Source organism: Marinicella meishanensis (assembly GCF_019931145.1).
Lineage (GTDB): Bacteria > Pseudomonadota > Gammaproteobacteria > Xanthomonadales > Marinicellaceae > Marinicella > Marinicella meishanensis.
Genome location: NZ_JAIOUV010000003.1, coordinates 428,930 through 454,318 on the forward strand (window position 1 = coordinate 428,930; position 25,389 = coordinate 454,318).

Annotated in this window: 18 protein-coding genes; 10 read left to right on the forward strand and 8 right to left on the reverse strand. The window is 53.1% G+C overall.

Annotation, left to right across the window (positions count from 1 at the left end; all coding sequences use genetic code 11):
- Positions 1-86: 86 nt before the first annotated feature.
- The 6 genes from K7G70_RS06795 (at position 87) to K7G70_RS06820 (ending at position 10,222) form a co-directional block, all read left to right on the forward strand.
- A complete protein-coding gene (locus K7G70_RS06795) occupies positions 87-1,160 on the forward strand; it encodes an efflux RND transporter periplasmic adaptor subunit (RefSeq protein WP_223787857.1) in 1,074 nt (357 codons plus the stop codon).
- Entirely contained in the window at positions 1,157-4,390 is a 3,234-nt protein-coding gene (locus tag K7G70_RS06800; RefSeq protein WP_223787858.1) for an efflux RND transporter permease subunit, read from the forward strand. The genes K7G70_RS06795 and K7G70_RS06800 overlap by 4 nt, the downstream gene beginning before the upstream one ends.
- Positions 4,365-7,700, forward strand: coding sequence for an efflux RND transporter permease subunit (locus K7G70_RS06805; RefSeq protein WP_223787859.1), 3,336 nt, complete (start codon positions 4,365-4,367; stop codon positions 7,698-7,700). Before K7G70_RS06800 ends, K7G70_RS06805 begins: the two co-directional genes overlap by 26 nt.
- 130 nt (positions 7,701-7,830) lie before the next feature.
- Positions 7,831-8,436 (forward strand): peroxiredoxin, encoded by a 606-nt coding sequence (locus K7G70_RS06810; RefSeq protein ID WP_223787860.1) that lies wholly within the window; start codon positions 7,831-7,833, stop codon positions 8,434-8,436.
- Positions 8,437-8,650: 214 nt separating this feature from the next.
- A complete protein-coding gene (locus K7G70_RS06815; RefSeq protein WP_223787861.1) occupies positions 8,651-9,175 on the forward strand; it encodes a hypothetical protein in 525 nt (174 codons plus the stop codon).
- 84 nt (positions 9,176-9,259) lie between these two features.
- Positions 9,260-10,222 (forward strand): peptidylprolyl isomerase, encoded by a 963-nt coding sequence (locus K7G70_RS06820; RefSeq protein ID WP_223787862.1) that lies wholly within the window; start codon positions 9,260-9,262, stop codon positions 10,220-10,222.
- Here K7G70_RS06820 and aat read toward each other — a convergent pair.
- Positions 10,207-10,848, reverse strand: a complete 642-nt coding sequence (gene aat, locus K7G70_RS06825; RefSeq protein ID WP_223787863.1) for a leucyl/phenylalanyl-tRNA--protein transferase — start codon at positions 10,846-10,848, stop codon at positions 10,207-10,209. The genes K7G70_RS06820 and aat overlap by 16 nt on opposite strands.
- Before the next feature lie 54 nt (positions 10,849-10,902).
- On the reverse strand, positions 10,903-11,859 hold the full coding sequence (trxB, locus tag K7G70_RS06830; RefSeq protein ID WP_223787864.1) for a thioredoxin-disulfide reductase: 957 nt from the start codon (positions 11,857-11,859) through the stop codon (positions 10,903-10,905).
- A gap of 274 nt (positions 11,860-12,133) precedes the next feature.
- Here trxB and ald point away from each other — a divergent pair, with 274 nt between their 5' ends.
- The 4 genes from ald (at position 12,134) to K7G70_RS06850 (ending at position 16,465) form a co-directional block, all read left to right on the forward strand.
- Entirely contained in the window at positions 12,134-13,192 is a 1,059-nt protein-coding gene (gene ald, locus K7G70_RS06835) for an alanine dehydrogenase (RefSeq protein WP_223787865.1), read from the forward strand.
- 82 nt (positions 13,193-13,274) lie between these two features.
- Complete coding sequence (locus K7G70_RS06840) at positions 13,275-15,554, forward strand: DNA translocase FtsK (RefSeq protein WP_348525071.1); 2,280 nt, start codon at positions 13,275-13,277, stop codon at positions 15,552-15,554.
- Complete coding sequence (locus K7G70_RS06845) at positions 15,551-16,096, forward strand: DsrE family protein (protein WP_223787867.1); 546 nt, start codon at positions 15,551-15,553, stop codon at positions 16,094-16,096. The genes K7G70_RS06840 and K7G70_RS06845 overlap by 4 nt, the downstream gene beginning before the upstream one ends.
- A gap of 75 nt (positions 16,097-16,171) precedes the next feature.
- Positions 16,172-16,465: a DUF6916 family protein gene (locus K7G70_RS06850; protein WP_223787868.1), complete on the forward strand. Its 294-nt coding sequence runs from the start codon at positions 16,172-16,174 to the stop codon at positions 16,463-16,465.
- On the opposite strand, the gene K7G70_RS06855 is transcribed toward K7G70_RS06850, so the two are convergent.
- The 6 genes from K7G70_RS06855 to K7G70_RS06880 form a co-directional block, all read right to left on the reverse strand.
- The gene (locus K7G70_RS06855) at positions 16,444-17,010 is read right to left on the reverse strand and encodes a GNAT family N-acetyltransferase (RefSeq protein WP_223787869.1); all 567 of its coding nucleotides are present in this window, start codon (positions 17,008-17,010) and stop codon (positions 16,444-16,446) included. The genes K7G70_RS06850 and K7G70_RS06855 overlap by 22 nt on opposite strands.
- Complete coding sequence (locus tag K7G70_RS06860; protein WP_223787870.1) at positions 17,003-17,356, reverse strand: DUF6916 family protein; 354 nt, start codon at positions 17,354-17,356, stop codon at positions 17,003-17,005. Before K7G70_RS06860 ends, K7G70_RS06855 begins: the two co-directional genes overlap by 8 nt.
- 2 nt (positions 17,357-17,358) lie before the next feature.
- On the reverse strand, positions 17,359-17,883 hold the full coding sequence (locus K7G70_RS06865; protein WP_223787871.1) for a phage tail protein: 525 nt from the start codon (positions 17,881-17,883) through the stop codon (positions 17,359-17,361).
- Positions 17,884-17,893: 10 nt separating this feature from the next.
- Complete coding sequence (locus K7G70_RS06870; protein ID WP_223787872.1) at positions 17,894-18,412, reverse strand: phage tail protein; 519 nt, start codon at positions 18,410-18,412, stop codon at positions 17,894-17,896.
- A gap of 9 nt (positions 18,413-18,421) precedes the next feature.
- Positions 18,422-18,928 (reverse strand): phage tail protein, encoded by a 507-nt coding sequence (locus K7G70_RS06875; RefSeq protein ID WP_223787873.1) that lies wholly within the window; start codon positions 18,926-18,928, stop codon positions 18,422-18,424.
- 77 nt (positions 18,929-19,005) lie between these two features.
- Positions 19,006-25,227 (reverse strand): beta strand repeat-containing protein, encoded by a 6,222-nt coding sequence (locus K7G70_RS06880; RefSeq protein ID WP_223787874.1) that lies wholly within the window; start codon positions 25,225-25,227, stop codon positions 19,006-19,008.
- Positions 25,228-25,389 lie beyond the last annotated feature (162 nt).

Below are 25,389 nucleotides of genomic sequence, written 5' to 3' on the forward strand. Positions count from 1 at the left end.
CCTTTTTTTTGCAATGACTAAATGCACATGAAGTTCACAAATTTATCCGTACAATTAAAATTTCTGAACTTTCACCAATGAGCGTTATGAGATTTTACTTTGTAATCAGTGCGATGCTGCTGTTGTCTGCTTGTGGAGGCAGACCAGCATCTGATGCCAATGATCAAGCCAACAAGGACCCGCAAGATGACGACAAAGATAAAGTGGTCATCAATGTGGAAACCGCCCAAAGTTATTTGGGAAATTCAGTGGCCACATTCAGGTCAACGGCCATCCTCGAAGCCGATAAAGCAGCCGAAGTCACCACCAAAACATCGGGCATCATCTTAGACATCTTGGTCGAAGAAGGTGAATTGGTTGAGCAAGACCAAGTGTTGTTGGTGTTGGAGTCTGATGATCAGGAACTGGCAGTGAAGTCAGCCAAAGCCAACTATGACAAAAGCCTGAACAATTTCAACCGGGCTGAACAGCTGATTGAAAAAGGCCTGACCAACCGGGAGCAAATCGATAACTTAAAATTTGAGACCCGTTCATTGAAAGCTGCATTGGATCAAGCCAAAATGAATTTATCCCACACCCAAGTCAAAGCCCCTTTTGCCGGCACAGTGGTGAAACGACACGTTAAAATTGGCAACTTGATTCAAAACGCCACGTCGGTGTTCGAAGTGGTTGATTTCAATTCACTGCAAGCTAAAATTGATGTGCCTGAACACCATTGGAGTATCATGCGTGCTGGACTGGATGTGACTTTTGATTTCGATGCCTTGGCCAATCAAATGGTGACCGGGAAGATCATACGGGTCAGTCCGGTGATTGACTCTTCTTCCGGTACCTTTCAAGTCACTGTGGCGGTTGACAACAGCGCCCAAAATCTCAGACCGGGATTGTTTGCCAAAGCCAACATCATTTTTGATCAACGGGATGAAGTGGTGTTGGTGGATAAAGATGCCATCATCCGCGAAGATGAACTGTCCTTTGTCTATACCTTGCTGGAAGACAATGAACTGAAAAAACAAGCCGTGACACTGGGTTATGAAATGCCTGACTCATTCGAAATTGTCAGTGGTTTGGAGGCCGGACAAACGGTGGTTACCACAGGTAAAAATAACCTGACCCCCGATGTCAAAGTCAATGTGGTTAATTACGACGCCAGCTTATGATTGAAGGCATATCACGGTTTGCCACCAATCGCCGGGTCACCGTGGCGATGTTGGCTTTTGGGGTGTTCATTTTTGGCTTGATCGCATTGTTTAAGATGCCGGTCACACTGCTGCCTTCACTGGAATACCCGACCTTAACCATCCGCACGGAATATGAAAACACCGGTCCTGAGGAGATGGAGTTACTGATCACCAAACCGTTGGAAGAAAGTGTGGGGGTGGTCAAAGGTCTGAATAAAATCTATTCCACTTCGACCACCGGTCGATCAGATGTGAAATTACAGTTTCATTGGGATGCGGACATGAAGCAGGCAGCTTATGATGTGCGAGATCGGATGGATGCCGTACAGCTGCCACTGGATGTGGAATCACCGATTTTACTGCGTTTCAACCCATCCACCGATCCCATCATGCAATTGTCGTTCAGCCGGGCAGGGCAATCTGACAATCCCGAAGACCTGAAAAAATTACGCACCTACGCCGACCATGATCTGAAGAAGAAATTAGACCCCATCGCTGGGGTGGCCGCGATCAAAGTCAGCGGCGGTTACGAAAAAGAAATAGAGATCTTACCCGATCAGTTCAAACTGGCGCAGTTGGGATTGACCATCAACGACATTTCCAATCGGTTGCGACAGGAAAACATCAATTTATCTGGTGGCGCCATCAAACAAGGCAGCAAATTGTTTTTGGTACGCACCGTCAATCAGTTTCAAGACATTCAATCGATTCAAAACCTGATCATTGCCAATGTCAACAACCGCACGATCAAAGTGCAGGATGTGGCCACGGTATTTTTGGGCCACAAAGACCGCAAATCCATCAATCGACTGAATGGACAGGAAGCCATTGAGATAGCCATTTACAAAGAAGGTGACAGCAACACCGTGGCGGTGGCCAAAGCCGTCAAAGAAAAAATCGCCGATCTCAAAGACCGTTTGCCCCCTGGCACCACCATTGAAGTCATCGATGACCAATCGGCGTTCATTGAAGATGCCATCGACAACGTCATCAACGCCGCCTGGATTGGTGGTTTGTTGGCCATTTTGATCATCTACTTGTTTTTGCGTGATTTTGTTGCCACCATCATCATTGGCTTGCTGATTCCCGTCTCGGTGATTGCCGGCTTCTTTTTCATGTATCGCGCGGGCGTGAGCTTCAACATCATGTCATTGGGGGGTGTGGCATTGGCCGTGGGCTTGCTGGTGGACAATGGCATTGTGGTGTTGGAAAACATTGCTTCAAAAATGAAGTCAAAGCAAGATCCCGTGACCGCGGTCAGGGCCGGCACCAATGAAGTGGGTGGTGCCATTGTGGCCAGTACCTTCACCACCATTGCGGTGTTTTTACCGTTGGTTTTTGTGCAAGGCATTGCCGGGCAACTGTTCAAGGATCAGGCGTTGACCGTGACCTTCACTTTGTTGGTGTCACTGGTGTTTGCCTTGATCTTAATTCCGATGCTGTCCAGTTTAAAACACCGCCGCACCGGGCTGGTCCATGACACCGGTGAAGTCGAATATCAACCCAGGACCCGGATTGGTGCCAAATTGCGGTCGGGCCGCATCAAAACCGCCAATGGCATATTGGATGGCTTGGTGTTTTTGATTTCCATTCCATTTGTGTTGCTGCTCAATGGTTTGAAGTGGTTGCTGGTGATACCCGCGGCCATGGTCAACGCCATGTTCAATGCCTTGGCGGCTTTGTATGCCCGCATGTTACCTTGGGCCTTGAACAATCGTTTGGTGGTGATGTTCCTGGCATTGCTGTTTTTGTCATTGAGTGCGATGTTGGTGCCTCGCATTGGGATTGAATTGATTCCTGACATGGATGCCAACCAAGTACGCATCAATTATAAATTGCCGGAAGGTGAAACGCTGGAATCAACAGATCGTTTCTTCCGCCGCATCAGCCAACAAGTCGAAGCCATTGACTCGGTGGAGATGGTGTTCGGTTACAGTGGTGAGGGTAACTTGTTGGACACATCCACCTTGTCGGGTGGGGAAAATTCCGGACAAATATCGATCAACCTGAAAGCCGGAGCCGACAAAGTACAGGTGCAAAAGCAAGTACTGGATTTGATCAATCAAGTGCCTGGTTTACAAAGCGAACTGAAAACCGGACAATTTTTTGATTTGGCCAAACCGATTGAAATTGAATTGATTGGCAATGACCTCGGCTTGCTCAAAGACAATGCCGTGCGATTGTCTAAACTGTTGTTGGCTGATGACCATTTCATCAATGTGGATGATGGGGTTGAAGTGGGCAATCCAGAAGTGCAGCTGTTCTTTGATCAAGAGAAGATTTCGGCCTTGGGCATGAATGTGGTCGATGTGGCCAACAATGTGGTCAACAAAGTACTCGGAAAAGTCGAAACCACTGTGCACTGGCAAGATCAGAAGATGGATTTGCGGGTTCGCACTGTGGCCAACCAAAGGGATTCGATTGAAGACATCCGCAACCTCATCATCAACCCCAACAACACCGCGCCCATCATGTTGTCTGATGTGGCCACCGTGAAAATAGCCGAAGGTCCTGGACACATATTGCGGCGCAACCAAGACCGCACTGTGGTGGTTTCTGCTGACATCCGTGATTTGGCCTTGAATGATGCAGTGGAAGCGGTGAATGACATGATTCAGCAAGCCAACATCCACCCCTTGGTGGCCACCCGGGTCACCGGACAAAATGAAGACTTGCAAGCCTCCAACCAGTCCATGGTTTTTGCCTTGGCCCTGGCGGTGTTTTTGGTGTACATGATTTTGGCCTCACAATTCGAATCATTTGTGCACCCATTTGTCATCCTGTTTTCTGTGCCATTGGCGTTTGTCGGCGCCATCTTTGCTTTGTATTTAACCGGCACGGCCATTTCGGTGGTGGTGTTCATCGGCTTAATCATGTTGGCCGGGATTGTGGTCAACAACGCCATTGTGTTGATTGACATCATCAAACAATCGATCGACAAAGGTATGCACAAAACCCAGGCCATCATCGAAGCCGGGCGCTCTCGATTGCGGCCCATCATCATGACCACCATGACCACCGTACTGGGCTTGTTGCCCATGGTCATCACTTTGGGTGACTCCAGTGCCGGCGCGGAAATCAGGGCCCCCATGGCCATCACCGTGATCGGTGGTCTGTTGGTGTCCACATTCTTGACTTTGATCGTCATTCCAGTGATGTTTTCACTGTTCACCAGAGATTCTCATGAAACCAAGCAACCCAGCCAATGATGCCGTTAATCATTCTGAAGAAGCCACCGGGATTGCCCGGCTGGCCACTTTTTCCATGGCCAGACCAGTCACCATCAGCATGATGTTCTTGTCGTTGGTGACCTTTGGCTTGATTTCGGCCCGGTTGCTGCCGCTGGAGAGTTGGCCGGAAATTGATTTGCCCTTTTTGATGGTGTCGGTGCCGTATGAAGCCGGTACCCCGCAAGAGGTTGAGCGCAGCATCACCCGGCCCTTGGAAGAATCTTTGGCCACCATCGGAAACGTGGTGCAAATGAACTCCAATTCAGACACCAATTCGAGCAACATCTTCATGTTGTTTGAGCTGGACGTCGACATCGATGAAAAAATCATGCTGGCCAACGAACAAATTGATTTGGTGCGCAGTGACCTGCCGTCTGATGTCCGGCAAATTTTCATCCGCAAAGAAGAACCGGGCAACGAAGCCATGATGCAAATCAGGCTGATTGGCGATCGGGATTTGGAGGGGGCCTATGACGTGCTCAACCAATACCTGGTGAAACCGGTGCAAAGGGTGCCTGGAGTGGCCCGGGTCGAGCTGCAAGGCATTGAGCCACTGGAGCTCAGCATCAAGCTGGACAATGAGCGGATGAAGCGTTATGGCATTGGCTTCAACGAACTGCAAAGCAAGTTGAATGAATTGAATTTCAACATCAGGTCCGGTAATTTCTTCACCAATAACCAGGTCATTCGGATCAACCCCCAGTCCCAAACTCAAGACATCAATGCCTACAAAAACCTGGTGTTGAATGACAACAACATCCGTTTGCAGGACATCGCCACCATAGAATTGATCAATGGTGAACGTGAGTATGCCAGACACCTCAATCGCAAGTATTCGGTTGGGCTGGAAATTTTCAAAGAATCCACCGCCAACTTGGTGGATGTGGGAGAGCAGGTGTTGGCCACCATCAATGAAATCAGCCAAACCGATCAAATGAGTGGCATCAAATTTGTGTTCTTGAACAACCAAGCCGAAGGGGTGACCAACTCCCTGCGCGACGTGGTGACCGCTGGCATCACCGGCTCCTTGTTGTCGCTGGTGGTGTTGTTTGTGTTCTTGCGCAATTTACCGATGACGCTAATCATTTCCATGTCCATCCCGATTTCAATCATCATCACTTTGGGGGTGTTGTACTTCACCGGCATTTCACTGAACAATTTGTCGTTGATGGGGTTGATGCTGGCGGTGGGCATGCTGGTGGACAATTCGGTGGTGATCACGGAGTCCATCTACACCCAGCGGATGCTGGCGCCGGGCAACCCCAGAGCGGCCTTGATCAAAGGTGTGAAATTGGTGATCAAACCAGTGATTGCCGGAACCTTGACCACCATTTGTGTGTTTTTGCCGGTGATTGTGGGCGATGGCAACTTATTGGCCATCTTTTTGACCCACGTGGCGGTGGCCATTATCGCTTCATTGGTCATTTCCCTGATGTTGTCCATTTCCGTGGTGCCCATGGCCATTGGGCTGTTTGTGAAAAAACAGCGGATCAAGTCAGGTGGCTTGGAAAACCGGATATTGGAACGCTGGGGGCGGATCAAGAAGCGTTACAAGTTCTTGATGCTGGTGCTGGTGTACGGCGCGGTGTATGTGTTGTCACAACGGCTGGGTATGCCGGCAGAAAATTTCGTGATCTTTGCTTATGTGTCGCTGTTCTTTTTGTTCAGTATATTCTTGATCCGCAACTACCGGGCCATTCTGACCTATTTCCTGGGACATCGCTGGAAGACATTTTTCTCGGCCATGTTTTTGATTGTTTTCAGTCTGTCGTTCTTTTTGGTGATGAAACAAGATGACGGCACCGGGCAATCGGTCAGCCGCAATTTTTGGATGCCGTATCACATCAACGGCACCTACACCCTGGATCGTTTGAAAAAGGATGTGGACCGCATCGAAGATTACCTGTATGCCAACCAGGAAAAATTCGAAATTGATTCGGTTTATACCTATTACAACGAAAATGGCTTTGCCTCATCGATGATCACCTTGATTGATGAAGATCTGGCCACCAAAACCGTGGCCCAAGTGAAACAAGAAATCATGGCCGACATGCCTGACATCACCGTCGGTGCACCATCGTTCCAATGGCGCAGTAACATGGGTTCACAAGGCATCAAGCTGTATTTGCAGGGTGAGTCGTCAGAATACATGCGACAAGAAATGCTGGAAGACGTGATGTTCATCTTGCGCAATGTGGAGAAGGTGACCAATGTGCAAGTGGAACAACGCAACAACCGCGAAGAGCTGCAAGTCAATGTCAACCGTGAACGGGCCTTGAATTTGGGCTTGAACCCCACCACCGTGGCCCAGTCGGTGTCGATTGCCATGCGCGGGATGAACCTGAAGGAGTATGTCTCTGAAACCGGCGAAATACCGGTCAAGATGCGTTTTTATCAAAAGGGTGAATTCGAAATTGATCAATTGCGGGAATTGCCCATCAAAAATTCCGACGGGGTCACGGTGCCGTTGGAAAATGTGGCAGAGATCAAATCCACCAGTTCGCCACGCCGATTGTTCCGCTTGGGGCGGCAGAACTCAATCCAAATTGACCTGGATGTGGAAGATGAAACCAACGTCAAAGACGTGCGGGAAGCGATCACCCTGGCCTTGGCCAATTATCAATTCCCCACCGGCTATTCGTGGACCTTTAACCTGGAAGGCCAGGGGGCCAATATCCAGCTGATGGATTTGTTGGCACCGTTCTTGATTGCTTTGGTGGTGATCTTCATGGTCATGGCGGCGATGTTTGAGTCATTGCTGTTTCCCATGTGTGTATACAACACCATCTTGTTTTCGATCTTGGGCATCTTTTTCTTTTTTGGCATCACTGGCACCACCTTCAACATCATGGCCGGCATCGGCGCCATGATATTGATTGGCGTGGTGGTCAACAACGGCATTGTGTTGATTGACCACATCAACAACCTCCGGCGAGAAGGCATGAACCGTTTTGATGCGGTTGTACAAGGTGGTTTGGATCGCATCAGACCGGTGTTGATGACGGTGTCGACCACGGTGGTGGGTTTGTTGCCTTTGAGTATCAGCGTGTCAGCGGTGGGTGGCGGCAATGGCCCCAGTTACTTCCCCATGGCCCGCGCCATCATTGGCGGCTTGACCTTTTCCACCATCATCTCATTGGTGTTGTTGCCGTGTTTGTATTGTTGGTTGGATGACCTGGGTCACTGGGCCAAAGGCCGCTTCAGAACCTGGATGGATCGATTCACCGGGTCCACAAAACCAGCCCAAAATGCTGAGCCGGTCAGTGCTCAAGCCAATGAATCCGCTTAAATCAAACCCGTCAACTCAGGCCAGAATGATGCGATTGAATTAATCAATCGCATCATTCTGAATTTAGTAATGAAGTGGTCTGTCTTTTGCTTTACAATGCGTTTTTTTTTGAACCTAAATGGAGAAAATTATGGGCGTATTGGTAGGCAGAAAAGCACCCAATTTGAAAGGTGCCGCTGTTTTGGGCAATGGACAAATTGTCGATGATTATAATTTAAAAGAAGCCACTGCCGGCAAACTCAAAGTGGTGTTCTTTTATCCTTTGGATTTCACTTTTGTGTGTCCTTCTGAGCTGATTGCATTTGATCGCCGCATGGACGAATTCACCAAGCGCGGTGTGGAAGTGGTGGCGGTTTCAATTGACTCACAATTCACCCACAATGCCTGGCGTGACACCCCAATCGAAAAAGGCGGCATTGGACCGGTCAAGTACACCATGTTTGCTGATGTGACCCACAAAGCCTGCAAGAAATACGACGTGGAAACCCCCGATGGCGCCGTGGCATTTCGCGCCTCTTTCTTGATTGACCAAGACAATGTGGTGCGTCACCAAGTGGTGAATGATTTGCCTTTGGGTCGCAACGTGGATGAAATGTTGCGCATGATCGATGCCTTGTTATTCCACAAGAAGCACGGTGAAGTGTGCCCTGCCGGTTGGCAAGAAGGTGACAAAGGCATGTCAGCCACACCAGAAGGTGTCGCTTCTTACTTGTCGACTGAGTCAGGCAAACTGTAAGACTTGATTGGCACATTGCCGACTGCTTGACTGGACGGTCAGACCGTTGTGACGGCTTGGAAACCGATGGTTTTCAGGCCGTTTTTTTGCCCAGGCCTTTGCCTCAAAACAGAAACATGTTAAAAATAAGCCACGAGCGAGCGGCCCATTTTGTCCAATGTTTGGTTTATGGTCGCTCTTCCATCACCTCAAATCCGGCCCCAAACCTGCATCCATGATCACTTGGCAGACCATCGAACAAACCCACGCCACTTTGTTGGATGAATTGCAGCAGTTGGTGCCATTGTCCGACTGGCAGCACCCGCCACAGGGCATCAAACCCAGCGGTCACAAGACCAAATACGGCATGGCTGATCTGGCTGGTTGGGTGCACATCAATCAGGCCTTCATTGGTTCGAATTGTGGCGGCTTGCTGGAGGCCACCATTCGCCATGAGCTGGCCCATTTGTGTGTCGGCTTACAGTGTGGTCATGACCACCGGTTCAAGGCCATGGAACGGCGCTTTGAGGCCAATTTTGGACCGCACCTACACGCCGAAGCCCAACAATTACAACAAGCCATTGGTCATCGATACCTGTTGTTTGCGGAGTTGGCCGATGGTACCGATGTGTTGTTGAAGCGGGTGCACCGGCGGCACCGCAAGTACACCCATTATCGACCCGGTTGGTTCCGTTACCTGACCATTGATGGCCAAAAAGTTCAGCGCTTTCGTTATCAGCTGGCGGCCGATCCCGCTTGAACGGACCTGTTGATTGATTTTCAGGGATGCCAAGCCGCCACAATTCGGTTATATTGGGGGTCTTCAAAACCGGAATCCGACACCATGTCCATCCAAACAACCACCACCTTGTTGCTGTTTCTGTGCTTGGTGGCTTGTCACCAACACAAACCCGAAGCGGCCGCCCCAATGCCGGCATCGACCCCATCTGTCGCCACCAACAATTTGACTCCTGGGGCCGTGGTGGCCGCCGCCCAGGCCGATGAATGGCGGGCGTTGGACCCCGAGAACACCCTGTACATTGAATTGGCGAGCGGCACCGTGGTGGCGGAAATGCGACCCGAGTTGGCCCCGTTGCATGTGGCCAACACCCGCCATCTGGTGCGTCAGGGCGTGTTTGATGGCAGCCAGTTCTATCGGGTGATTGATGCCTTTGTGGCCCAAGGTGGGCCGCTGTATGCCGATGAGGCAGAACAGCCCGAATTGGCTGCTGGGGCTTGGGGCGTGCCGGCAGAATTCACCAGCAAACAAGCCTTACCGGGTGCCTATTTGCCTTTCAATGGCGCTGATGGTTATGCCGATGAAACCGGCTTTCTACACAGCCAAGCCGTGGGACGGGATTTGAACACTGGGGAAAGTTGGTTGTTGCATTGTCACGGTGCCTTGGCCATGGGTCGCTCCAATGATTTGCATTCAGGGGCCACAGCCCTGTATGTGGTCAATGGTCCGGCGCAGCGCTATCTGGATCGCAACACCACGGTGTTCGGTCGGGTCATTGCCGGTATGGAGCATATCCAGGGGCTGCAACGCTCCGCTTCCCTGCAGGGACCCAACGACCTCAGTGGGGTGAATGAAATCATCCGCATCAGCCTGGCTGCTGACATGCCAAGCGCTGAACGGTGGCCGCTGGTGGTGCTGGACTCCGCCTCAGCCTCGTTCAAACAATTGCTGGCCTCGCGGCAGAATCGAACAGGAGAGTGGTTTGTCTTCCAACACGATCACATCGACACCTGTGCGGTCCCCATTCCGGTGAAGCTGTTGAGCAGTGAGGATCAAGGCAAAAATTGAGCAAAGGCTTCGCGGCTGATCAAATGTGCCCCCATGGATTGGAGGTGGGGGTTGTGCAGTTGACAGTCGAGTAAAGGCAGTCCGTTGTCCAGCAGGAGTTGACACAGGCCCACCATGGCCATCTTTGAGCCATTGGTGAGGCTGGAAAACATCGATTCTCCGCACCAAATGGTCTCGGTTTTGACCCCATAAATGCCACCTGCCAATTGGCCGTCAAGTTCCACCTCCAAACAAAAAGCCTGGTCCGCTGCAAACAAGGCACAATAGGCCTCAATCATTTCCGGGTGAATCCAGGTTCCTTGGTCTTTGCGGGGCACCTGGGCACACTGGGTAATGACCCGATTGAAGTCCCGATTCAGGTGGTATTGGGGTTGTTGCTGCTGGATGGCTTTGCGCAGACTGCGGCTGATGTGTAACAGCTCAGGCTTCAGCACCATGCGCTCTCTGGGCGACCACCACAACAGCGGTTCACCCGCTGAGTACCAGGGGAAGATGCCCAGACGGTAGGCTTGTTGCAACCGGTCAATGCTCAAGTCGCCACCAAAACACAACAAGCCATCGGGCTCAATCAAGGCCCGACTGACATCCGGAAAAGGCACATCACCATCGATGCAAGGCAGAATCATGGTTTCAATATACCATGGGTGAGGTGGGCATGACACCTCACCGAGGTGGTGACTTTAAGCTGGGTCTTGCGCGTCCAGGAATCGTTCGGCATCCAAGGCCGCCATACAGCCAGAGCCCGCTGAAGTGATGGCTTGGCGATAAATGTGGTCCATCACATCACCCGAAGCGAACACCCCTTCGATTGAAGTTTGGGTGGCATTGCCTTGTTGCCCAGATTCAACTGTGATGTAACCATGTTGCATGTCCAATTGTCCTTCAAAGATTTGGGTGTTGGGTTTGTGTCCAATGGCGATGAACACCCCTTGGACATCCAGTTGTTGGATGGCATCGGTTTTGACGTTTTTCACGCGCAGGCCGTTGACCCCGGCGGCATCCCCCACCACTTCTTCCACCACGTGATCCCAAACCAATTCGATGTTGCCATTTTTGGCTTTTTCGAACAGGCGGTCTTGCAGGATTTTTTCCGAGCGCAAGGCATCGCGGCGGTGCACCAAGTAGACTTTTGAAGCGATGTTTGACAAGTACAAGGCTTCTTCAACGGCGGTGTTGCCGCCACCCACCACAGCCACTGGCTGATCGCGGTAGAAGAATCCATCACAGGTGGCACAAGCAGAGACGCCTTTGCCTTTGTAGGCCTCTTCCGACTCCAGTCCCAAATACATGGCGCTGGCACCGGTGGCGATGATCAAGGCATCACAGGTGTAAGTCGCCTGATCCCCATGCAAAGTGAAGGGTCGTTGCTGCAGTTCCACCGAGTTGATGTAATCAAACACCACTTGGGTGTCAAATTTCTCGGCATGTTGCAGCATGCGGGCCATCAATTCAGGCCCTTGTAAGTCGCCCGGATCGCCCGGCCAGTTTTCCACTTCGGTGGTGGTCATCAGCTGTCCGCCTTGTTCCAGGCCGGTGATGATGACGGGGTTCAAGTTGGCTCTGGCGGCATAGACAGCAGCAGAATAACCAGCCGGTCCCGAGCCGACAATGATCAATTTGTGGTGTTCTTGTTTCATTGATGACTTCTCAGAAATTCAAAGGTAGGCATCTTATACGCAGCGGTGTGGATTGTAAATTAGAATAAATAAGTCATGATGATTGGTTTAATCAAACATGCGGGTCTCTCAGCACCGCATTGGGGGATAAATCGTTTGTTGTGCGGGTCTTGATTACGATAAAATGGCGGCCTGTGCTGCAGCGCCTGAGGGCCCGATCATACACAGCACATCGCGGTCTGTTTTGTGGCGTCAAAATGGATCCATTTCTACACTATTGTGGGGACGCATAAAGATGAAAATTGGTATACCCAAAGAAACCAAAACGCTGGAAGGTCGTGTGGCCCTGGTTCCAGCAGCCGTGGCCGATTTGGTCCAGTCTGGCAATGAAGTTTACATCCAATCCAGCGCTGGCTTGATGAGTGGCTTTACTGATGACGACTATGTCAATGCCGGTGCCACCATTGAACCGGATGCCGAAAGCCTGTACCGTTCGGCAGAAATGGTGGTGAAAGTCAAAGAACCGATTGCCGGTGATTTGCAGTATTTGAGAGAAGATCACTTGTTGTTTTGTTATTTGCACCTGGCGGCCGAGCCGGCTTTGACCCAGTCACTGCTGGACATTGGCTTGACTGGTGTGGCCTTTGAGACGGTGGAAGATGCCGATGGGTCTTTGCCCTTGTTGGCGCCCATGAGCATCATCGCCGGCAAGATTGCCACGCAGGTGGGCACCCACACCTTGCATCACCCCATGGGTGGTAAAGGTTTGTTGCTGGGCGGCTTGCCGTCGACCGAACGTGGCAAAGTGGTGGTTTTGGGCGGCGGTGCCGCCGGCGGTAATTCAGCCGCCTTGGCCGCAGCCAGCGGGGCCAATGTGGTGGTCTTTGACAAACGCCAGGATCGTTTGGCACAAATGATGGCCATGGGCTCCAATGTCACGGCTTTGTATCCTTATCAGGAGTTGGTGGCCAGTGAGATTGCCAATGCCGATCTGGTGATTGGTGCGGTGTTGGTCACCGGTGCCAAAGCCCCCCATGTGATCACCGAAGAGATGGTCAAAGGCATGGAGCCGGGCTCGGTGATTGCCGACATTTCGGTGGATCAGGGCGGTTGTGTGGCCACCACCCGTCCCACCACTTGGGCCGAGCCCACTTTCACCGAACATGGGGTGGTGCACTTTTCTGTGACCAACATGCCCGGTGCGGTGCCTCGCACGTCCACCCATGCCATTTCAGCGGCCATCTTGCCGTATGTGCAACGCTTGGCACAACCCGACTGGGCCTCGGTAGACTCTTTGCACAAAGGGATCAATGTGCAAGCCGGTCAAATCGTACACCCAGCTTTGCTTGGCTGAATGGATGCCGTGAATGATGGATTGATTGTTGAGGCATTTGGGCTTATCCTTAATGCTTCAACCCCAGTCATCTGAAATCATTTTGAATCGCGTTTCAAAACAAGTCAAAAACCGGGTCAGGGAGTCCATGGTGTTCATCATCGTGCCAGTGGCCATTTATTTCCTGCTCTCTCTGGCCACGTACCACCCACAAGACCCGGGTTCATTTGCCACCTCTGACGTCAATAAAATCAACAACTTGGGCGGCCTGACCGGCGCTTACATTGCTGACTTTTTGCTGCATTTCATGGGCTATTTTGCCTATTTCATCCCCATGGGCTTGTTGTACATTGCCTGGCGCTTGTACCAAGACCCGTCTGACCAGGAAGACAACTGGTTGGACACCGCCATCAAATTCCTTGGTTTTGTGGCCACCTTGCTCACCGGTTGTGGCTTGTCGCATTTACACGCCGACACTGGGGCCATGCCATTTTCCGGCGGTGGCATCGTCGGTGATGTGGTCGGCAGTTCGGTGTATGCTGGTTTTGGCGAAGTGGGAGCCACCTTGATATTGGTGGCCACCTTTTTGGCGGGCATCACTTTGTTCACAGGTTTGTCGTGGATTGGACTGGCCGATAAAGTGGGACAGTTGACGGTGAAGTTTGTGCATTGGCTGGTCATGAAGTGGGATCACTTCAAGGATTGGCACGCCGGTAAAAAAGCCCGCACCGAGCGCGAGGTGGTGCGCAAGATTGACGCCGAACACCAGCAAAAACGTGAGCCCATTGTGATCGAACAGTTCGACCACGAAGTGGTGGAGAGCAAGCGTTCCAGCAAGGAAAAACAGATGAACCTGTTCCATGCCTTGCCGGCCGGTAAATTGCCGCCTTTGTCTTTGTTGGACACCCCATCCAGTCAGGAATTCGGTTATTCCAATGAAGAGTTGGAGGTGCTGTCTCGCCAACTCGAATTGAAGTTGGCTGACTACAAAGTCAAAGCCGAGGTGGTGGGGGTCTATCCGGGACCGGTGATCACCCGCTTTGAAGTGAATCCTTCGGCCGGTATCAAGGCCAGCAAAATCATGGGTTTGGCCAAAGACCTGGCGCGTGGCCTGTCGATCACCAGTGTGCGGATTGTGGACGTGATTCCAGGCAAGCCCTATATTGGCATCGAAATTCCCAATGCCAGCCGTGAAATCGTGTATTTGAGCGAAATTTTACGCTCGGTCAGTTTTGACAAGTCCCGCTCGCCATTGACTTTGGCCATGGGTAAAAGCATCGGCGGCAATCCGGTGATTGCCGACATCGCCAAAATGCCCCACTTGTTGGTGGCCGGTACCACTGGGTCGGGTAAATCGGTGGCGGTCAATTCGATGATCATTTCATTGTTATACAAAGCCAGCCCCGAACAAGTGCGCATGATCATGGTTGATCCGAAGATGTTGGAGTTGTCGATTTACGAGGGCATACCGCATTTGTTGGCACCGGTGGTCACCGACATGAAAGAGGCGGCCAATGCTTTGCGTTGGTGTGTGGCCGAAATGGAACGCCGCTATAAATTGATGGCGGCCATGGGGGTGCGCAACTTGGCCGGTTTCAACAAGAAAATTCAAAAGGCCATGGATGCCGGTGAACCGATCATGGATCCATTTTTCGATGAAGCCAGTGCCCCAATTGGCGCAGTGCATGAAGCTTTGAAGCCACTGCCGTTCATCGTGGTGATCATTGATGAATTTGCCGACATGATGATGATCGTGGGCAAAAAAGTGGAGGAGTTGATTGCCCGTTTGGCCCAAAAAGCCCGGGCTGCCGGGGTGCATTTGGTGTTGGCCACCCAACGGCCTTCGGTGGATGTGATCACTGGCTTGATCAAAGCCAACATTCCGACCCGCATGGCGTTCCAAGTGTCTTCCCGCATCGATTCACGCACCATCTTGGATCAGGGTGGGGCAGAAATGTTGTTGGGCCACGGTGACATGTTGTATTTACCGCCGGGCAAAGCCCAGCCAGACCGGGTGCACGGTGCCTTCGTCGATGACCATGAAGTGCATTCGGTGGTCAATTACCTGACCACCCATTATGATGCCGATTATCAGGAAGGCATTTTGGACAATGTGCAGTTGACCGATGATGGCCAGATGTTGAATGAGACCGGCTTGCCCGAAAAAGCCGAGTCGGACGTGGATGAGCTCTATGACAAAGCCGTGTTTGTGGTGACCGAAAGCCGCAAAGCCTCGATTTCATACGTCCAACGTCGCTTGCGGGTCGGTTACAACCGCGCCGCCACCATCGTTGAGCAGCTGGAAGAAAATGGCGTGGTTTCAGCCCCGGCGCACAACGGTGCCCGAGAGGTGTTGGCGCCGCCACCGCCATCGGTTGAATGAATCACGGCATCATGATGCGCTTTCACCACACAGTATTTGTCATCCTGGGCCTGTTCACCGGCGGTAATGTTACCGCGCAAATGGAACGGTTCAAGCCCGGACCGACCATCCCCGGTTATGGCCTGATTGCTGACGTGCCTGGGGCGCAGACATTGCCAGCCGATGCCCACTTCAAAATCAGTTTTGACGTCGCCAAACCAGGCGCCGAAGCGGCGGTGAATCGCCAAATCGACAGCACGGCCCGTTTCATCAACATGCACACCGCTGCAGGCGTACCCGTGGAACGCATTCAATTGGCTGTGGTGATTCACGGCGGAGCGGTCAAAGACGTCGCCCAAGCGACCACACCCAACACCAACCCCAATGCCCCGTTGATTGAAATTTTGCAGCAGCATGGGGTGAAGTTTTATGTGTGCGGCCAAAGCGCCGCTTATTATGGGGTGGGTGCCGAGGATTTATTGCCTGGGGTTGAGCTGTCTTTGTCGGCCATGACGGCCCATGCCTTGTTGCAGCAACAAGGCTACACCCTGAATCCTTTCTGAAAAACCGCCGCAGCTGTCTGCTATTGGCTTGTGGTTTCTTGTATAATCACATGTCCCTAGATGACAGATTGAGCCATGAACATTCCCAGCAGACAGCAGTTTGAACAACACCAACAGGACGAATTCGTTATTCAGTTCAATGCCATGGCCAACGGCTCATGTCGCATCCAGGAAATCACCGTGTCCAATGGCACCCCCAATGCCCTAGGTGAGAAACAATTCTCCGTGGTGTTCAGTCATCCCGAACCGGTGGTCTATGAACAAGGGGTGTATCCGGTGCGCCACAAACAGCTGGGTGACTTTGACTTGTTTTTGGTGCCCATCTTTGGTGATGACAACCAGGTGCATTACGAGGCGGTGTTCTCCTGAACAACCACCGTGGGGTGCCACTCCATGTATTGATAGACGCCTTTGTCTTCCACCTGCTCAAAGCCATGCCGCAGATACCATTGGTAGGCGGGGTTAAAATTTTCCACATGAATCACCACCTTCTTGTGTTGCTGCTGTGCTTCAGTGAGCAATTCTCGCAGCAACGCGGTGCCGATGCCTTGTTGTTGGTGGGGTGGCAGTAAGGCCACATCAATCAGGCAAATTGACTGTTCATCCCGGTCCACATAGATCCGTCCTATGGGCGTTTCTGCTTGCTTGATCAACAGTTTTTGGGCATGGGGATAATGCGTCAGATAATGTTCGTGTTGGGCGTTGAATTGTTGGGCCAAAAAAGCCGTTCTTTGCTCGTCGGTCCAGGGCGCTTGTTGCACTTCTTGCCACCGTGTGGTGCGGTACAACTCACACAAAAAAGCCATGTCTGCAGCAGTCATGGCTTGGAATGAAAGGTTCGCAGGCAAGTGCTTGGGTGGGTCTTGAAAGGCCACCCAAGCTGGCCGTGCCTGTTCTGGCATGGGTTCAGGCATGGGTGCGCCAGTTGAACACCGCCTGCAAGCGTTGTTGGTCCACCGGTGTCATATACAACAGGTGTTTTTGTCCCCGGTGGTCGGTCAACTGATAGATTTTCTCGGCCAACGGCTGGGTGTTGTTGTGCACCTCAAAGGTCAAGATGAACTGTTGTCGATCCCGCCCGCGGGTGGGCAACTCATGGCTGTGTAAGGTCATGTTCAAACCTTCGGCCGAGCGCATTTCATGGCCGGCTTCAAAAGCTTGCTTGGTATGGTTTGCAGCGGTGGCTTGAGCCGCTGTACCGGCCAGTACTGACAAGCCCAGTCCGCCCATCACCGATTTGGCAAAATGTCTTCTGTTCATGATCACCCCCTGGATGGATAAAGACCCTGTAAAGCGATGATGTAATTGATCGCCAGATAGGGTTGCATGTTGTTGTGAGCTTGACCGCCACCGTTGTTTTGCAAGGTGTTGGCGTTCAACGCGCTGTTCAAATTGTCGTTGCTGTCAAAGGCGTTGCCGCCGACACTGCGTGACACCACGGAAGTGTCTGTTGGGCTGAATGTGGTGCCTGGCGAAGTGGATGCAGCCAAATTGTGGTTGTGATTGGGCATTTGGGCTTCAGACAAAGTCACCGTTTCAGCACCGCCTTTTTGTCCCAAGCGCCGATCGGTGAGCCCAGGTCCTCGCCCTGGGTGCATCGGTGCCCGCCCTTGCATGTTGGGCAGGGCGGTGGTGGTGCGCCCGTCGCCCCCGTAGGTGGTGCCGATCAGTGAAAACAAGGCGGTGTTCTGGGCAATGGGCAACAGTTGCCCGTTACAAAAGGCCCAACTTCTGGGGGCAAAATTACCCGCGAAGATTCTGATTTCTGCAATGAATGGTTCTGACATGGTGTCCTCCTCAGTTTCGACTTGGGTAAATGCCCACCAGGGCAATGATGAAATTCACACACAGATAAGGCATCATGTTGTTGTGTGATTGGCTGCCACCGGTATTGGTCACCGAAGTGCTGAGCAAGTTGCTGTTGGCGCCACTGGGTCGGAACACCCGGACGTTGGGCGATGAAGCCAAATACTGTCCGTTGCTGCTGCTTTGCGTGCCGGCATCGGTGGAAGCCGACATGGCATGGCTGTGGGACGGCAATTGATTCACTGTTAAGGTCTCTCGTTCAGAGCCCAGCTTGGCGCCCAAAGGACGGGGTGATAAGCCGGGACCTGAGCCGGCATGGTTGGGGATGCGTCCACGCATGTCCGGTAAGCCGAAGGTGGTGCGGCCGTCGCCGCCGTAAATGGTTCCCAACAAAGAAAACAGGGCGTCATTTTGTGACACAGCCAACAGCTGACCATCACAGAAGGCCCAACCTTGTGGGGCAAAATTGCCGGCGAACATTCTGATTTCGCCTACGAATGGTTCTGACATGATGATCTCCTAGTTTCTGGGTGGGAACAGGCCTTGTAAGGCGATGCAAAAATTCACGGCCAGGGTCGGCTGCATGTTGTTGTGGGCTTGTCCACCGCCGGCATTGGTCACTTCATTAGACAGGCTGACTGGATTGCTGCCGCCGTTGTAGCCGTTGTTGAAGCCGCCCAAGGTGTTGTCCACCGGAATGGGGGCGTTGCCATCATTGGCCGAGGTGTTGACGGTGTGGCCGTGTTGTGGCATTTCATTGGCTGCCAGGGTGTGATTTTCTTCACCACTTTTTTGCCCTTCAGTAAAGGTGCTGCCGCCATCGCTGCCGACATGAATCGGCGCCCGGCCACGCAAGTCAGGCAGGGCAAACGAAGTGCGCCCATCGCCACCGTAGGTGGTGCCCAATAAGGAGTACAAAGATTGGTTTTGGTTGATGGGTAAAATCTGCCCATCACAGAACGCCCATCCCCTGGGTGCAAAATTAAAGCCCATCATCCTGATTTCGGCCAAGAACGGTTCAGACATGTGATATCCCCCTCAGTTTGTAGTTGTTTACATTATTATACAACAAAGTTAATCTCTCGATTACATCATTTTTGTGTTCATTGCGGACAACTGGTGCCCACCCCGGTTTTGCCACAGACCAATGTTGCGTCCACCCCGCCACCAATGGTCGTGAAAGGGCCGTTGGTCATGGTGTTGCCATTGCCTGCATGGTGGGTGTTGGTGTTGGCACTGGCCGTACCGACCGGGCAGGCAATGGCGAATTCACCATTGGGTGAGCCGGCATAGCCAGGGAGGTTGAAATTGGCTGCGGCACTGGGTTGGTCTTTGTATACCGCATTGCCGCCAAACGGTGCGGTGCTGGCATCCAGGGTGTTGTTCCTGATATCCAGACAAGCGGTGCCGGTTTCGGTGCCGGCCCCTCCAAGTAAGTTGTATAGAGCAGAGAAGGTGAAATTCTCCAGTTCATTGACCGTGTTGTTGGTGATGGTGGCATTGAAATTCACATTGGTGTTGGCGATGGTTTCGATGCCGGCAAATCCGCCCACCCGCCGAACCACATTCAGGTTCAACGTGGTGTTGTGTTGCACATTGGCTGAGGCGCCGATTGAGATGCCGTTGCCATTGACTGAACCAGACCCAACCACACCGGAGGTACCGATGGTGTTGTTGCTGACCGCACCACTGACGGTGCCAGCGCCATTCACGTAATTGACCGTCGTGGCGTTGCCATCGGCGCCAGTGAAGTTTGATGCCAACACATCATAACCTTGGGTGATGTTGGCCCCGCCACCGCCGCCAGATAAGGTGATGCCACCACCGCCGGGTGCGATGTTGGGGTGGGTGTTGTTGAAGGTGTTGTTTTGCAACAAGGCGGTGAAATCAGAGGTGCCCAGTACGTTGGTCTGAATCATGTCACCCCGGGCACCCAGGAAGGTAACCCCATCAATGGTTAAATTGATCACTGCGGCATTTTGAGACTCGACCAGGATGCCGTCATTGCCTGTACCACCGCCGGCATCAAACCCGATCTCAGCAGGATCGCTGGGGCTGTCATTGAAGGTGATGGTGGCAGAACCGGTGTTGTTATTGATTCTGATTTGATCTTCAATGCCACCGGATACATTGATGCCAGAGAACAATGAAGTACCCAACAGGTTGGTGAAGCGAATGGCGCCTTCATCTTGTGCGATGGAAGTGCCGTTAATGCCATTGATCACCGAATCAATCAAACTGAAATTGGTGACATCAAAACCCCGGATGGCGAAGTTGCTAAAGTCGTTCAATTGCATGTTGCGCAAAGTCACGTTTTGGGTGTTGTTCAAGTGGATGCCGATGCCGGCAGTGGTCGAAACATCGGCGCCGGTTTTGGTTCGAATCAACCCCCCCGAGCCTGCGGTCGATCCCACACCCGTGACCACCAGGCCACCGGCTGCGCCGGTGTTGATCAGGTTAATGCCCACCCCAGCGGTGCCGGCAGCGGTCCCGGCATTGACGCGCTGGAATGTCAAATTGCCAGCCCCAATGTTGGTGTTTTGTACATCAATCGCAACCGCTGTGGTGGTGTCAATGGTGCTGCCACTGCCGGTGGCGTTGACCGTACCGCCGCCCGTCGCAGTGAATGCGGTGTTGACGGTGGTGTCCAAATCCAAAGTGCCTGAGAAGGTCACGGTGGCGCCGGTGTTGTTGTTGACAAAAATACCGGTGCCCGAATCGGTGATGTTGCCAGACAAGGTGGTGGTGCCACCTCCGCCATTGGACAACACCTGGACCGAGCGGCCGGCGGTGTTGTTGATGCTGCCAGCATATGTGGCAGACCCGGTGCTGTTGGAAATGCTCACCGCGGCACCGGCCGCACCTTGCACACTGCCACCGGCGATGTTGATGGTGGCACCGTCGTTGTTGGACAAGGCAATGGCTGAACTGTTGGCGCCATTGTTGTCGATGGCCACACTGGTGACGTTGATGGTGCTGCCCCCGGTGACCGCATTGTCGATACCAAAAGCGGTGGTGCCGGACGTGTTTTGGTTATTGATGGTCACGTTACCAAAGGTGCCGGTCTGCACCCCGCCGGTGAAGGCATTGATGAACACACCCGAAGAATTGCGGTTGTTGACCGTGACATCACCAAAGGTGTAAGTCAGGTTGGAATTTTGGATGTTGACCCCAATGCCGGTGGCGTTGTTGATGTTGGTCAAACCCGTGACGGTGAAGTTACCTGTGACGCCATCCAGATCAATGCCTTCAGAAGCACTGTTGGTGGAGGCCACCGCATCAAACGTCACCGCAGCCGTGCCGTTGGTCAAGTCAATGGCTTTGCCGGTGCCGGTAAAGGACACATTGTTGGCTGTTAAGGTGCCAAAAGCATTGCCCAACAAGCCGGTGTTGGCCCCGGTGTCACCGTAGTTCAGTCCGCGCACGGTGTTGTTGGTGCCTAACGTGGTGGTGCCGGTGAGGGTGGGGCGTGGCCCCGCAGCGAACAACACATCGGGATTCGGTAAGGTGTTGTTGACATTGAATTCCAGATTCACCCCATTACCCAACAAGATTTGGCTGGCGCCCAATGTCAGATCACCGGTGGTGTTCCCCACGCCAGTCAACACATAAACCGTGGTGTTGGCGGCGGTGGGCACATCCGATAATTGGTCGAAGCGTGAGTTATCCCGTCCACTGCCGCCTGGGGCAGCGGTGTTGTCCACATAATAAACCAAGTCGCTGGTGATGGTGATCGACACCGTAGACATCGAAGTCAGGCTGCCATCACTGATGGTGTAGTCAAAGGTGTCCACCATGCTGGTCATACCGGCTGGTGGGTAATAGGTGAAATCACCATTGGCTTGCATCACCACATCGCCACCCAGGGTGGAAGTGCCGGTGAATGGGGCGGTCACATCGCCCACCGCCGCGATCACTGTCAATGGATCCAGTTCTGGATCGGTGTCATTGAAGATCACGTTGTTGGGGTGACGGATCGGTGTGCTGGCGGCACCCGCGGTGGCGTGTAAGCCGGTGTTGCCGATGGTTTCATAATTGTCGGCATTGGCGGTGGGTGCGGTGTTGTCGTCATCGCTGATGGTGGCGGTGTGGGTGGTTTGTCCGCCCAAGCTGGCCAACACCGGACCGGCCAAATTCTGCACTTGTAAATTCACCGTTTCATCGCCTTCGGTGTCCGGGTCATCAAGCGGGGTCAAGGTGACGTTTTGGGTGTTGCCGTTGACTGAACCAATGGGGAAGGTCACCCCTTGTGTACCAAAAGCGGTGTAATCCACACCTGAGGTGGCCGTACCGCCGCCGGCATCGATGGCGTCCAGGGTGATCGGTACATCCAATTGGCCGCCGCTGGGGATGTTCAACAAGACTGCGATGTTCAGCGCCGTGCTTTCATCGGCGGAGGCGCTGGCCGCCAGCTGGAATTCAGCCGTGGCCGAATCATTTTCTGTGATGGTGATGGTGTGGGTGCTTTGGGTGCCGATGGAGCCCGTGCCCACCAAATTTTGCAATTGCAAGTTCACCGTTTCGTTGTTTTCCACATTGGCGTCATCCACGGGGATGAAAGAGGCATTTTGGACGGTGCCATTGGTGGCGCCCATGGGGAAGGTCAAGGTTTGGGTGCCTATGGCGGTGTAATCGCTGCCACTGGTGGCGGAACCGCCGCCGGCATCGACCACATCCACTGACAAGGGCGCGGTCAAGGGGATGGGTGTAGACAACACCACTGCCGGGTTCAAGACCGAGCCTTCATTGGCCGTGGCACTGCTGGTGGTTTGGAAAGCCACCGATGCCTCGTCATCGGTGATGGTCGCCACATGGGTGGTGGGCGCGACCAAAGCAGCCGAGGTGGGGCCGACCAAATTCTGTAAGGCCAGGTTAACCGTTTCATTGCCTTCAGAGGTGGGGTCATCAATCGGTGTCAAAGTGGTGGCTTGGGTGCTGCCATTGGTGGCACCGATGGGGAAGTTGGCCACCTGTGTGCCAAAGGCGTTGTAATCCACGCCGCTGGTGGCCGTTCCGCCACCGGCATCGATCGCATCCACGGACACAGCGACATTCAACTGGCCGCCGCTGGGGATGGACAACAACACATTGACTGTCAATGGTGTGGCTTCATTGGCCGTGGCACTGCTGGGGGCTTGGAAGGCCACCGTGGCGGTGTCATCTTCGGTGATGGTCACGGTGTGGGCATTTTGGGTGCCAATGGAACCGGTGCCCACCAAGTTTTGCAGGGCCAAGTTGACCGTTTCATTGTTTTCCACATCGGGATCATTCAGCGGGGTCAACACCGCATTTTGTGTGGTGCCATTGGTGGATCCCAGTGGAAACGTGATGGTTTGGGTGCCCACTGCGGTGTAATCGCTGCCACTGGTGGCGGTACCACCACCGGCATCCACCACATCAACCGACACCGGAGCGGTCAGGGCGATGGGGGTGCTCAACACCACCACCACATTCAGCGCGGTGCCTTCATCGGTGGTGGCGCTGCTGGTGGTTTGGAACGAAACCGCCGCTTCATCGTCGGTGATGGACACGGTGTGAGCCGTTTGCCCACCCAATGCAGCCGCCGGTGGGCCGACCAGGTTTTGTAAGGACAGATCCACCGTTTCATTGCCTTTTGAATTGGGGTCATCCAATGGGGTTAAGGTGGTGTTTTGGATGGCGCCATTGCCGGTGCCCACCGCAAAGGTCACGGTTTGGGTGCCAAAGGCGGTGTAGTCCACCCCACTGGTTGCTGTGCCAGTGCCGGCATCAATGGCATCGGCACTCACGGCCACATCCAATTGGCCGCCACTGGGGATGTTCAAGCGCACCGCCACATCCAAAGGTGTGCTCTCATTGCTGGTGGCACTGCCGGCCAAGTCAAATTCCACGGTGGCCACATCGTCTTCGTTGATGGTCACCGTGTGGGTGTCTTGGTTACCCAGTAAAGCCGGCCCACTGATGTTCTGCATTTGCAGGTTGACCGTTTCGTTGTTTTCGACGTTGGTGTCATTCAAAGGGTTCAGCACCACATTCATGGTGGCGCCATTGGTCGCACCCAAGGGGAAGGTCACAGTCTGTGTGCCAAAGGCGGTGTAATCCGCGCCACTGGTGGCACTCCCACCGCCGGCATCCACCACATCCACCGACACCGCAGCGGTCAAGGGTGCGGTCGCGGTCAGTTCCACCACCACATTCAAGGCGGTGCCTTCGTCCGTGGTGCTGCTGGTGGCTGCCTGGAACTCGACCGCGGTGTCATCGACCACGTCGTTGGTGACGGTGACGGCCAAATCTTGCACGTCGGTGGCGGCCCCAGAGTCGGTGACGGTGACTTGGACGTTGTAAACGTTGTCAGTGTCCACGTCGCTGGGATTCTCAAAATCGGGTGCAGAAATGAAGCTCAACACGCCGGTGTTCACATCGATGGTGAACAAGGCATCATCAATCGCACCGGTGATGCTGTAGGTCAAACCAGCCCCTTCCACATCGCCTTCAGGGTCGGTGGCATTGACATCAATCACCGCGGTTTGGTTCTCTTGCACACTGACTGCTGCAGGGGTGGTGATGGTGGGGGCGTTGTTTTCCAAATCCACCACATCCATGCGCACATAAATTTGATTGGTGTCTTTGGTCACAAACACCGCTGTCAGGTCAGCAAAACTGCCGTTCACGGTGGTGTCATTTTGCGGGTCGGTGTTGGCTGGATTGACTGTGCTCCAATCCCCCGTCAGGCCATCAACCATGATGGTCACGGCCCAGGCCACCCCGGTCACGCCGACCAGCACCAGCCCCACGGCCATGGATCGGGACCAATGGCGTCGGGTGAACCACCACATCAACAACACCAAGCCGAACAGTGCCAGCCAACCCAAGGAGGGAATGGGCAAAGCAAAACCCAGGGCGATCGGGCCGCCGCTGCCATTGGTCAGCACCACGTCTTCGGCGGTGTCAGAATCGGTGTGAAAATAAAACAACACCCGGCGACTGCCGGTCAGGTCCAAATTGTTCTGGTTGACCCCAGCTTCAAACACATCGGCGCCGCCCAGTCCGGTGTTCAAACCCAAAGCGGCCCCTGGAATGGGCATACCACCATCCAATACCCCAGCGTTACAGGTGTGTAACTGGGTGCTGATGATGACGGGTGGTAAACTGGAATCGGTGGTGATGGTCAAGCGGTTTTCAACGCCATCAACGGTGGTACCAAAAGCGGGTAAATTCACCACACAACCGGTGGCTGCGTCGGCATCGGTATCCAGATAAACGTGATAAAAACGATTTTGTGCATTGGCCACAGAAAACAGTGCCGTGCACACCAGGAACGCCGAAACGACCAAACGATACATCATGATTGAGCCCTATGTTTTTGTTGTTGTGTTGTGAGGAATGCGAATTGAAACTGCATTTAATTGATTCTTCACCCTTTCAAACCACCATAAAATATTTGTAAAAAAATGTCAATTGTTTATGACTGGATCGAACCGATGCCGCCAGTTGCAGTCGAATGAATT